Source organism: Ramlibacter sp. (genome assembly GCF_036676645.1).
GTDB lineage: Bacteria > Pseudomonadota > Gammaproteobacteria > Burkholderiales > Burkholderiaceae_C > Ramlibacter.
This window is the reverse complement of record NZ_JAKFCM010000010.1, coordinates 39,412-49,394: the sequence shown is the minus strand read 5'-3', so window position 1 is coordinate 49,394 and position 9,983 is coordinate 39,412. Positions and strand designations below refer to the sequence as shown.

General features: G+C 70.9%; 11 protein-coding genes. 5 read left to right on the top strand and 6 right to left on the bottom strand.

From position 1 onward, the window contains the following. Positions 1–523 precede the first annotated feature (523 nt). Positions 524–1,204, bottom strand: coding sequence for an orotate phosphoribosyltransferase (gene pyrE / locus V6M57_RS01255; protein WP_332813162.1), 681 nt, complete (start codon positions 1,202–1,204; stop codon positions 524–526). On the opposite strand from pyrE, the gene V6M57_RS01250 reads away from it, so the two are divergent. Continuing rightward, positions 1,203–2,006 carry an exodeoxyribonuclease III gene (locus V6M57_RS01250; RefSeq protein WP_332813161.1) on the top strand — a complete coding sequence of 268 codons (804 nt, stop codon included), beginning with the start codon at positions 1,203–1,205 and terminating at the stop codon, positions 2,004–2,006. The two genes, pyrE and V6M57_RS01250, sit on opposite strands and share 2 nt — an antisense overlap. A 16-nt stretch (positions 2,007–2,022) precedes the next feature. Here the strand turns inward: V6M57_RS01250 and V6M57_RS01245 are convergent, their stop codons facing one another. Beyond that, positions 2,023–2,427 (bottom strand): HIT family protein, encoded by a 405-nt coding sequence (locus tag V6M57_RS01245; protein ID WP_332813160.1) that lies wholly within the window; start codon positions 2,425–2,427, stop codon positions 2,023–2,025. Between the two features lie 204 nt (positions 2,428–2,631). On the opposite strand from V6M57_RS01245, the gene V6M57_RS01240 reads away from it, so the two are divergent. The 3 genes from V6M57_RS01240 (at position 2,632) to V6M57_RS01230 (ending at position 4,473) form a co-directional block, all read left to right on the top strand. Then, a complete protein-coding gene (locus V6M57_RS01240; protein ID WP_332813159.1) occupies positions 2,632–3,012 on the top strand; it encodes a hypothetical protein in 381 nt (126 codons plus the stop codon). A gap of 81 nt (positions 3,013–3,093) precedes the next feature. Then, positions 3,094–4,014, top strand: a complete 921-nt coding sequence (cysK, locus tag V6M57_RS01235) for a cysteine synthase A (RefSeq protein WP_332813158.1) — start codon at positions 3,094–3,096, stop codon at positions 4,012–4,014. An 87-nt stretch (positions 4,015–4,101) separates the two neighbouring features. After that, positions 4,102–4,473: a PA2779 family protein gene (locus V6M57_RS01230; RefSeq protein WP_332813157.1), complete on the top strand. Its 372-nt coding sequence runs from the start codon at positions 4,102–4,104 to the stop codon at positions 4,471–4,473. 4 nt (positions 4,474–4,477) lie between these two features. Here V6M57_RS01230 and fusA read toward each other — a convergent pair whose 3' ends face one another. From fusA to V6M57_RS01215, 3 genes are all read right to left on the bottom strand, one after another. Then, positions 4,478–6,529, bottom strand: coding sequence for an elongation factor G (gene fusA / locus V6M57_RS01225; RefSeq protein WP_332813156.1), 2,052 nt, complete (start codon positions 6,527–6,529; stop codon positions 4,478–4,480). Between the two features lie 167 nt (positions 6,530–6,696). Then, positions 6,697–7,041, bottom strand: a complete 345-nt coding sequence (locus tag V6M57_RS01220; RefSeq protein ID WP_332813155.1) for a RidA family protein — start codon at positions 7,039–7,041, stop codon at positions 6,697–6,699. An 83-nt stretch (positions 7,042–7,124) separates the two neighbouring features. After that, positions 7,125–8,414 (bottom strand): O-acetylhomoserine aminocarboxypropyltransferase/cysteine synthase family protein, encoded by a 1,290-nt coding sequence (locus V6M57_RS01215; RefSeq protein WP_332813154.1) that lies wholly within the window; start codon positions 8,412–8,414, stop codon positions 7,125–7,127. Between the two features lie 290 nt (positions 8,415–8,704). On the opposite strand from V6M57_RS01215, the gene V6M57_RS01210 reads away from it, so the two are divergent. Next, positions 8,705–9,115: a hypothetical protein gene (locus V6M57_RS01210; protein ID WP_332813153.1), complete on the top strand. Its 411-nt coding sequence runs from the start codon at positions 8,705–8,707 to the stop codon at positions 9,113–9,115. Positions 9,116–9,140: 25 nt separating this feature from the next. On the opposite strand, the gene V6M57_RS01205 is transcribed toward V6M57_RS01210, so the two are convergent. After that, on the bottom strand, positions 9,141–9,854 hold the full coding sequence (locus tag V6M57_RS01205) for a Crp/Fnr family transcriptional regulator (protein ID WP_332813152.1): 714 nt from the start codon (positions 9,852–9,854) through the stop codon (positions 9,141–9,143). Positions 9,855–9,983 lie beyond the last annotated feature (129 nt).

The following is a 9,983-nucleotide window of genomic DNA, read 5'->3' as shown; positions in this document are numbered from 1 at the left end:
GGCCAGCTTTCCAGCGGCTCCAGAGCTCCGCCTGCTGCCACCGAGTCAGCCCTCGCGACTTCGCCATCTCCATCCCGATCTCCAACAGTTTCGATACTGTTGCATTGACCGGTTGAACTCACCCCTGGCTTTCGCCAGGATGACAGTGAACGGTGTCATTGCGGCGACGAGGCGCAATCGATCACCGGCTCCCTGAACACGCCCGGCCGCTCGCAGGCGGCAGGAGGTGGATCCCCGGCTTGCGCCGGGGATGACACGAGGGGGTGTCATTGCGGCCTCGAGCCGCAATCCATCACCGCTCCCTGAACACGCCCGGCCGCTCGCAGGCGGCAGGAGGTGGATCCCCGGCTTGCGCCGGGATGACACGAGGGGGTGTCGTTGCGGCCTCGAGCCGCAATCCATCTCCCGCACTGGAATCACGTACGGTGCCTGCAGGCACCTGGAGATGGATCCCGGCTTTCGCCAGGATGAAGCGGAAGCTGCCCCACGGGCGGGGTTGCCGCCGGCGCCCTCGGTCCTTGACTCAATCCACCCCGTAACGTTCCCGGTACGCCAGCACCTTGGCGTAGTGCGCGCCAAGCTCGTCACCGGCGTGCTGCTCCAGGTAGGCCAGCAGGTCGGACAGTTCGGCGATCGCGCACACCTGCAGCCCGAGTTGCCGCCGCACGTACTGCACCGCGCTGTGCTCGACGTCGCGGCCGCCCTCGGTGGCCTTTTCCTGGCGGTCCAGCGCAATCGCCACCGCGTGCGGCGTAGCGCCGGCAGCGCGGATCAACGCGATCGACTCGCGCGCCGCCGTGCCGGCCGACATCACGTCGTCGACGATCAGCACGCGCCCCCGCACCGGCGCGCCGACCAGGTTGCCGCCTTCGCCATGGTCCTTGGCTTCCTTGCGGTTGTACGCGTAAGGCGCGTTTCGGCCGGCACGCGCCAGCTCGATGGCCACCGCCGCCGCCAGCGGGATGCCCTTGTACGCGGGCCCGAACAGCATGTCGAACTCGATGCCCGAAGCCAGGATGCGGCGTGCATAGAATTGCGCCAGCCGGCCGAGCTTGGCGCCGTCGTCGAACAGGCCCGCGTTGAAGAAGTAGGGCGACAGGCGGCCGGCCTTGGTCCTGAATTCGCCGAAGCGCAACACGCCGGCCTCCACCGCGAACTGCACGAAGTCCTGCGCCAGGGTGTCCTGGCTGCGCGCTGCCACCATGGGAAATTCCTTGTTCAAGCTCACCAGCCTCAACCTCAACGGGATCCGGTCCGCCGCGACGAAAGGCGTGGAGCAGTGGCTGGCGCAGGCGAAGCCGGATTGTATTTGCGTGCAGGAGGTCAAGTGCCAGGCCCCCGAGGTGCAGGGCCGCTTCGAGGCACTGGCCGGGCGGAAAGGCTACTTCCACTTCGCGCAGAAGAAGGGCTACTCGGGCGTGGGCGTGTACAGCCGGCACGAGCCGACCGACGTGGTGGTCGGATTCGGCTCCGCGGAGTTCGACGCCGAGGGCCGCTATGTCGAACTGCGATTCGACACGCCGCAGCGCAAGTTCTCGGTGATCAGCGCCTACTTTCCCAGCGGCTCCTCCGGCGAGGAGCGCCAGCAGGCCAAGTTCCGTTTCCTCGACGAATTCGAGCCGCACCTGCTGCGGCTCAAGGGCGAGCGCGACTTCGTGCTGTGCGGCGACGTCAACATCGCGCACAAGGAGCAGGACCTGAAGAACTGGCGCGGCAACCGCAAGAACAGCGGCTTCCTGCCCGAGGAGCGCGCCTGGATGACCCGGCTGCTCGACGAGCATCGCATCGTCGACGTCTACCGCCACCTGCAGCCGCACACCACCGACGAGAGCTACACGTGGTGGAGCAACCGCGGCCAGGCCTATGCGAAGAACGTCGGCTGGCGGCTGGACTACCACCTGGCGACGCCGGCCATCGCCGCGACGGCGCGGCGCGAGGAGATCTACCGCCGCGAGCGCTTCTCCGACCACGCGCCGGTGACGGTGGACTACGAGCTGAAGATGTAGCGCCCGGCGCCGCGGATCAGAGCCTGATGCGGGCGGCGATCCGCCGCAGCTCTTCGAGCGAGGGGTTCTTGCGCGGCCACACCAGCCCGACGCCGTCGTCGGGGTGCCGAGGCAGCACGTGCACGTGCAGGTGCGGCACGGTCTGCCAGCCGGCCACCCGGTTGGCCTGCAGGATGGTCAGGCCCTCGGGCTGGAAGGCGGCTTGCACCGCCCGGGCCACCCGGTGCACGGTGCGGAACAGCGCGGCGGCCGTGTCCTCGTCGACATCGAGCAGGGTTTCGGCCTGCTGCCGGGTCGCCACCAGCACGTGCCCGGGATTGAGCTGGCCCGCGTCCATGAAGGCGAAGGTCAGCTCGTCCTCGTGGACGATCGCCGCCGGCACTTCGCGGCGCAGGATGCGGGTGAAGATGGTGGGTTCCAAGTCGGGTACCTCCAGGCAGGACCGGTGCCCCGGATTCTCGTCCATCGCTTCGACACCGCCGCCCTCGACGCGTGCCGGCGATCGGCCGCGTGTAGGCCTAAAGATGTTCAGGATTTCCCTCATGTAAGAGTCCGTGTCGGTCTCCGGGCCGTCATCTGCGCCGCTTAGCATGGTCCTGCAGTCCAGCCATACGAGGGAGTCCGCATGAACGAACACCACCCGCAGTTCTGGTTCCGGGCCGAGCACGTCGGCGCCGACTTCACGACCGAGGGCGAGCGGCAGATCGCGGCGTGGCTGCGCGAGCAACTGCAGGCGGTGGGCTACGAGGTGCAGGCTCCGCAGGAGCGATCCTGGGGGCAGCGCATCTGCATCCAGTCGCCGGTGCCGCTGTACGTCGACTGCGCCGCGGCGCGCCGGGTCACGGGCTCGCCCTTTGCGCCACCGTGCTGGATCGCCGAGGTCACGGCCGAGGGCGGCCTGAGGGCGGGCCGCGAGGGCCGGCTGGTCCCGGTGCCGGCGGTGGCCCAGGTCGGGCGCGACCTGCAGCGCATCCTGGGCGACAGCGCCGGCGCCTGGTCTCATTAGATGGGGCCCGGGCGAGGCCGGCACCCCCGCCGGCGCCGGCCCGGCGCACAATGGCCGCCTCGCTGCAAGGAGAGCGCTTCGATGAAGGCCAACAGCATCCTCGAGACCATCGGCCGCACGCCGCACGTGCGGATCAACCGGCTGTTCGGCGACAGCCACCAGGTGTGGGTGAAGAGCGAGCGCGCCAACCCGGGCGGCTCGATCAAGGACCGCATCGCCCTGTCCATGATCGAGGACGCCGAGCGGTCGGGCCGGCTCGGGCCCGGCGGCACCATCATCGAGCCGACCTCGGGCAACACCGGCATCGGGCTGGCGATGGTGGCCGCCGTCAAGGGCTACCGGCTGGTGCTGGTGATGCCCGACAGCATGTCGGTCGAGCGGCGCCGGCTGATGCTGGCCTATGGCGCCAGCTTCGACCTGACCCCGCGCGAGAAGGGCATGAAAGGGGCCATCGCGCGGGCCGAGGAGCTGGCCGCACAGACGCCCGGCGCCTGGATTCCGCAGCAGTTCGAGAACCCGGCCAACGTGGCCGTGCACGAGCAGACCACGGCGCGCGAGATCCTGGAAGACTTCCCGGATGGACTGGACTGCATCGTCACCGGCGTGGGCACCGGCGGGCACATCACCGCCTGCGCGAAGGTGCTCAAGCCGAAGTGGCCGCAGCTGAAGGTGTTCGCCGTGGAGCCCACCGCCTCGCCCGTGCTCTCGGGCGGCCAGCCGGGCCCGCACCCGCTGCAGGGGATCGGCGCCGGCTTCATCCCGAAGATCATGGACATGAAGCTGATCGACGGCGTGATCCAGGTCGACGCCGAGCCGGCGCGCGAGATGGCGCGCCGCTGTGCGCGCGAGGAGGGCCTGCTGGTGGGGATCTCCTCGGGCGCCGCACTCGCCGCGATCGCGCAGAAGCTGCCGGACCTGCCCGCCGGCGCCAGGGTGCTGGGCTTCAACTACGACACCGGCGAGCGCTACCTGTCGGTGGAAGGGTTCCTGCCCGCTCCGTGAGCCACAGCCCATCCGGTAACGCGGCCCCACGCGGCCGGCCGCGGCCGATATAGTCGGGCGCTCCACTTCCCCCGAGCGAGGCTGCCCATGAAGAAGCCATCGACGCCCCTCATTCGCCGCTCCTGCCAGTGCCTGGCCGCGGTCATCGCGCTGCAGGCTCCGCTGGCGCAAGCGGAACTGATCGGCCCCGAAGCCGTGATGGCGGCGCAGCCGCCGACGCAGGAGCAGCTCGATCGCGCCAAGGTGCAGCAGTTCCTCGACAGCGCCGCGCTGAAGGACCGGCTTCGTGCCATGGGTGTGGGCGGTCTCGACGCCAGCCACCGCGTCGATGCGATGACCCAGCAGGAAGTGCACGCGCTCGCCCAGCGCATCGACAGCCTGCCCGCCGGCGGTGCGTTCAGCGACCGCGACATCATCCTGGTCCTGCTGATCGCGCTGCTGATCGTGGTGGCGCTGTAGCCGCCTATTCCTCCTTCGGCTTGAACTGCTGCGCCAGTTGCGCCTGCACGCCGGGCGGCACCGGCTCGTAGTGGCTGAAGGCCAGCGTGTAGCGGCCCTGGCCGCCGGTCAGCGAATTCAGGCGCAGCTGGTAGCTGGCCAGCTCCGACAGCGGGGCCAGCGCCTGCACCGTCGAGAGGCCGTCGGCCCCCGACCGGGTGCCGCTCACCTGGCCGCGGCGCGACGCCAGGTCGCCGGTGATGTCGCCCAGGTTGGGCTCGGGCGCGCTGATCTCCATGCCGACGATGGGCTCCAGCACGCACGGCCGTCCCGCCCTGACCGCATCGACCAGCGCCTTGCGGCCGGCGGTGACGAAGGCGATCTCCTTGCTGTCCACGCTGTGGTGCTTGCCGTCGTACACCGTGACCTTCAGGTCCACCACGGGGTAGCCGGCCACCACGCCCTGCTCCATCGCCTGGCGCACGCCCTTTTCCACCGCCGGCATGAAGTTGCCGGGGATGGCGCCGCCCTTGACCTCGTCGACGAACTGGAAGCCGGCGCCGCGCGGCAGCGGCTCGATGCGCAGGAACACCTCGCCGAACTGGCCGGCGCCGCCGGTCTGCTTCTTGTGGCGGTGGTGGCCCTCGGCCGCCGCGGTGACGGTCTCGCGGTAGGCGATGCGCGGCGGCCGCGTCTCGACCTGGCAGCCGTGCACCTCGGTCAGCCGCTCCAGCAGCGTGCGCAGGTGCAGTTCGCCCAGCCCGTAGACCACCGTCTCATGGCTGCCGGCCGGCTGCTCCACGCGCAGGCAGGGGTCCTCGCTCACCAGCTTCTGCAGGATATCGTGCAGGCGCTGCTCGTCGCCGCGCCGCTTCGGCTCGATCGCCAGCCCGTGCACCGGCACCGGGAACTGCAGCGGCTTCAGGTGGATGTGCGCGTCCTCGGCGGCGTCGTGCAGCACCGCATCGAAGTGCATCTCCTCCACCTTGGCGATCGCGCACAGGTCGCCGGGGACCGCCTGGGCCACCTCGGCCAGCTTGTTGCCCTGCAGCTGGAAGAGGTGACCCACCTTGAAAGGGCGGCGGCCGTCTCCCACGTAGAGCTGGCTGTCGCGCGTGATCGTGCCCTGGTGCACGCGCGCGACGCCCATCTTGCCGACGTAGGGATCCTGCGTGACCTTGAAGACGTGGGCCAGCACGTGCCGGTCCGGGTCCACCGCCACCGGGATCGGCCGCGCGTCCTCGCCTTCCCCCTGCAGGAATTCGGGCGGGTTGCCCTCGGTCGGGTCGGGCAGCAGCCGCTCGATCACGTCCAGCAGCTCGGCCACGCCGGCCCCGGTGCGCGCGGAAACGAAGCAGATCGGCACCAGGTGGCCTTCGCGCAGCGCCTGCTCCAGCGGCGCGTGCAGCTCGGCCGGGTCGACGTCGCCTTCGTTGAGGTAGCGCTCGACGAAGGCCGCGTCCACCTCCACCACCTGTTCGACCAGCGCGCGGTGCGCCTGTTCCACCGACGAGAAATCGGGCGCCGGCCCGTCGTCCTTCAGCTTCCAGAAGCAGTCCAGTACCGCCTGCCCGTCCTGCGCCGGCAGGTTGACCGGCAGGCACTCCTTGCCGAAGGCCGCCTGGATCTGCGCGACCAGCGCCTGCAGCCCCGCGCCCTGCGCGTCGATGCGGTTGACCACGACGATGCGGTCGCGCCCGAGCTCGCCGGCCCGCTCCATCATGCGCAGCGCCATCGGCTCGATGCCGGTGGCGGCGTTGATGACGATGGCCGCGGTCTCCACCGCCTGCAGCGCCGGCAGCGAGTGGCCCAGGAAATCGGGCGCGCCGGGCGTGTCGACCAGGTAGGCGGTGATGCCGGCGTGCTCCAGGTGCAGCACGCTGCCCGACAGCGAGCGCAGCAGCCGCTTTTCCAGCGGGTCCCAGTCGGAGACCGTGCTGCCCTTCTCCACGCTGCCGGGGGCGCCCACCGCTCCGGCCTTCCACAGCAAGGCTTCGGCCAGGCTGGTCTTGCCGGCGCCACTCGGGCCCACCAGGGCCACGGTACGGCGGGCGGCAATGTCACGGTGAGCGGCCACTGGACACCCCTTTCGCAAGGCAGGACGCGGCCTCGCAGCGAGGCCGCCTTCGCCTTCATTGTGGGTGCAATTGGCGGCGCGCTGCAGCCCCTGCGGACGCCGAGGCGAGGCAAGCCCTGCGCGTGGATGGGCTGCCGGCGCATGAGCCCGGCGCGGGACGCCGGCCGCTACACCGCCGCCGTGACCACCACTTCGATGCGCCACTCCTTCTTCGCCAGGCTGGCCTGGACGGTGGCGCGCGGCGGCGCGTTGCCGGCGGGCAGCCAGGCCTCCCAGACCTCGTTCATGCCGGCGAAGTCGGCCAGGTCGGGCAGGAAGACCTGGGCCATCAGGATCTTCGACTTGTCCGAGCCGGCGCGCGCCAGCAGCGCGTCGATCGCGGCGAGCACCTGCCGCGTCTGGCCACGGATGTCCTGGGTGGCGTCGCCGGCCACCTGGCCGGCCAGGTAGGCGGTGCCGTTGTGCACCGCCATTTCGGACAGGCGGGTGCCCACGTCGAAGCGCTGGATCAAGTCGGTTCCTTTCGTGCGGCCTTCCAGGCCCTTGTGCAGGAGTCGCGCCGCGGGTCGGCAGCGCCAGGTGCCATTGTTGCGGATCAGCGGGCGGCCGCGGCCAGCGCCTGCGCCAGGTCGGCCTTCAGGTCGTCGACGTGCTCGATGCCGATCGACAGGCGCACCGTCTCTTCCGACACGCCGGCCTTCTTCAGCTCCTCGGGCGAGAGCTGCCGGTGCGTCGTCGAGGCCGGGTGGGTGGCCAGCGAGCGCACGTCGCCGATGTTGACCAGCCGGATGAACAGCTGGAGTGCATCGAGGAAGCGCGCACCGGCCTCGCGGCCGCCCTTGACGCCGAAGGTCAGGATGCCCGAGGCCCGTCCGCCCAGGTACTTCTTCGCCAGCTCGTGCTGCGGGTGTTGCGGCAGGCCGGCGTAGCTGACCCATTCCACGCCCTCGTGCTGCTGCAGGAACTGCGCGATCGCCAGGGCGTTGTCGCAGATGCGGTCCATGCGCAGCGCCAGCGTCTCGATGCCCTGCAGCACCAGCCAGGCGTTGAACGGCGAGATCGCCGCGCCCATGTTGCGCAGCGGTACCACGCGCGCGCGGCCGATGTAGGCGGCCGGGCCCAGCGCCTGCGTGTAGACCACGCCGTGGTAGCTCACGTCCGGCTCGTTCAGGCGCCGGAAGCGCGCCGCGTGCTGCGCCCACGGGAACTTGCCGCTGTCCACGATGGCGCCGCCGATGCTGTTGCCGTGCCCGTTGAGGTACTTGGTCAGCGCGTGCACCACGATGTCGGCGCCGTGCTCGAAGGGGCGCAACAGGTAGGGGCTGGGCACGGTGTTGTCCACGATCAGCGGCACGCCGTGGTCGTGCGCCACCCGCGCCAGTGCCGCGATGTCGGACACGTTGCCGAGCGGATTGCCGATCGATTCGCAGAAGACGGCCTTGGTGCGGTCGTCGATCAGTGCCGCGAAGGATTGCGGCCGGGCCGGGTCGGCGAAGCGCACCTCGATGCCCTGCTGCGGGAAGGTGTGGGCGAACAGGTTGTAGGTGCCGCCGTACAGCGCGCTGGCGGCGACGATGTTGTCGCCGGCCTCGGCGATGGTCTGGATCGCGGCCGTGATGGCCGCCATGCCCGAGGCCATCGCGAGCGCCGCCACGCCGCCTTCCAGCGCCGCCAGCCGCTGCTCCAGCACCGACTGGGTCGGATTCATGATGCGCGTGTAGATGTTGCCCTCGACCTTCAGGTCGAACAGGTCGGCGCCGTGCTGGGCGCTGTCGAAGGCGTAGGCCACCGTCTGGTACAGCGGCGGCACCACTGCGCGCGTGGTGGGGTCGGGCGAATAGCCGGCGTGCACCGACAGCGTCTCGAATTTCCAGTCCTGGCTCATGGGGCTCTCCGTGCGGGCGTGCAGCCCGCCGCGGGCCGGCGGGCAAAAGGGCGTAGCTTGCCTGCGAAATCGCGGCGGCCAACGAAAGAGTTCTCATGAGCTTATGGAGAAGCCCGAACCCCCGTCCCGCCCTGGCGCGCCCCGCCGCATCCACCTGTGCTGGAGCCGGCCGGGACTTGATGCAACACAAGACCGCGGGCGCGGCGCCCCTGCCATCAGCAACGTCCTACAGACACTGCCCGGCCGGCGGGAACACCATGGCGCCCCCGTAGTACCGCCGCATTCCCAAAGTGATCCCGACCAGCGCCACAACTCCCCAGGGAGCCCGCCCCTCCAGTGCCACCGGCACGCTGACCCTCGACCGGCCGGTGCGTGCCATGCCCAGGCCGCTGCAAGCGCGACCGCGCAAGGCCCTGCGCTACCACCTGCACCTGGCCCAGCGGGCCGACCGCTCGCCGGTGCGGGCCGTGGATTTCGGCGACCCCGCCGTCTTCGATGCCTGCTGCCGCCTGCTGGTGCAGTGCGCCGTGATCGGCCGGGTGGAAGCGCCCGCGCAGGGTCTGCCGGCCGGCACCCTGAGCTTCCGCTCGGCGCTGTCGGTGCACCGCATCTTCGAATGGCTCGGGCCCACCGTGCAGGCCTGCAACCGGTCGCTGCGCGCCACGCCCTGGCAGTTCCTGCTGCAGGCGGGCGACCCGTGAGAAGGGCGCCCGGGCAAGGGCGCCGCTAACCCCCGGCGCCGCGCGCCGCCCGCAGCGCCGCCACGTCCGGCACCGTGATGCGCCGGCCCGCCACGGTGAGCAGGCCCTGTGCCTGCAGCTCGCGCAGCAGGCGCGAGAAGTGCTCGGGCGACACGTGCAGGCGTGCCGCGATCGAGGCCTTGCTGGCCGGCAGCGTGATGGCTTCCGGGCCGGGGCTGGCCTCGGCCACCCGCGCCAGGAAGTCGATCACGCGCTCGCGCCCGCCGCCCTGCGCCTGGCGGTCGAGTTCCTGCACCAGGCTTTCGATGCGTGCGCTCAGCGCCGCGATGATGCGGCGCGCGAACACCGGGCTGCGGTCGATCTCGTCGAACACCGCCTCGCGCGGCAGGTGCAGCAGCAAGGCATCGCTGGCGGCCACCGCGTCGACCACCGCCGGGCGCTCCAGGAACATCACGGCCTCGCCGAAGCTGCGGCCGGCCGTCGCGACCCCGGTCAGGCGCTCGCGACCCTGGCCGTCGCGCGCCTGCAGCCGTACTTCGCCGAAGACGACCAGGTACATGCCGGTGGGCGCGTCGCCGCTGCGGAACAGCACCTGGCCGCGCTGCAGCGGCAGCCGCTGCGTGCGCGCGGCCAGCCGGTCCAGGGTGCTGCGGTCCATGCCCTGCAGCAGCGGCAAGGCGGCCAGCAGGGCCCGTTCCTTGGCGGTGGCCGGGGGGGTGGAGGCGCGGGGACTGGTCACTGCGGCTGGGCTGCGAAGCGGGCGCGGCCCGCAGCGGCGAACCATAGGGTCGGCGCCGGCCGTGTTGCTTGAGCTGGCTCAAGCCACCGTGCAGGGTGGCCGCTCCAATGGTCCGGTGTCCGCCCACGC

What these genes read in the sequence shown, in the direction of transcription:
- V6M57_RS01240 (WP_332813159.1), top strand. Translation starts at nt 2,632, where the DNA reads ATGAACGAACACCACCCGCAGTTCTGGTTCCGGGCCGAGCACGTCGGC.
- V6M57_RS01230 (WP_332813157.1), top strand. Translation starts at nt 4,102, where the DNA reads ATGAAGAAGCCATCGACGCCCCTCATTCGCCGCTCCTGCCAGTGCCTG.
- V6M57_RS01215 (WP_332813154.1), bottom strand. Translation starts at nt 8,414, where the DNA reads ATGAGCCAGGACTGGAAATTCGAGACGCTGTCGGTGCACGCCGGCTAT.
- cysK (WP_332813158.1), top strand. Translation starts at nt 3,094, where the DNA reads ATGAAGGCCAACAGCATCCTCGAGACCATCGGCCGCACGCCGCACGTG.
- pyrE (WP_332813162.1), bottom strand. Translation starts at nt 1,204, where the DNA reads ATGGTGGCAGCGCGCAGCCAGGACACCCTGGCGCAGGACTTCGTGCAG.
- V6M57_RS01250 (WP_332813161.1), top strand. Translation starts at nt 1,203, where the DNA reads ATGGGAAATTCCTTGTTCAAGCTCACCAGCCTCAACCTCAACGGGATC.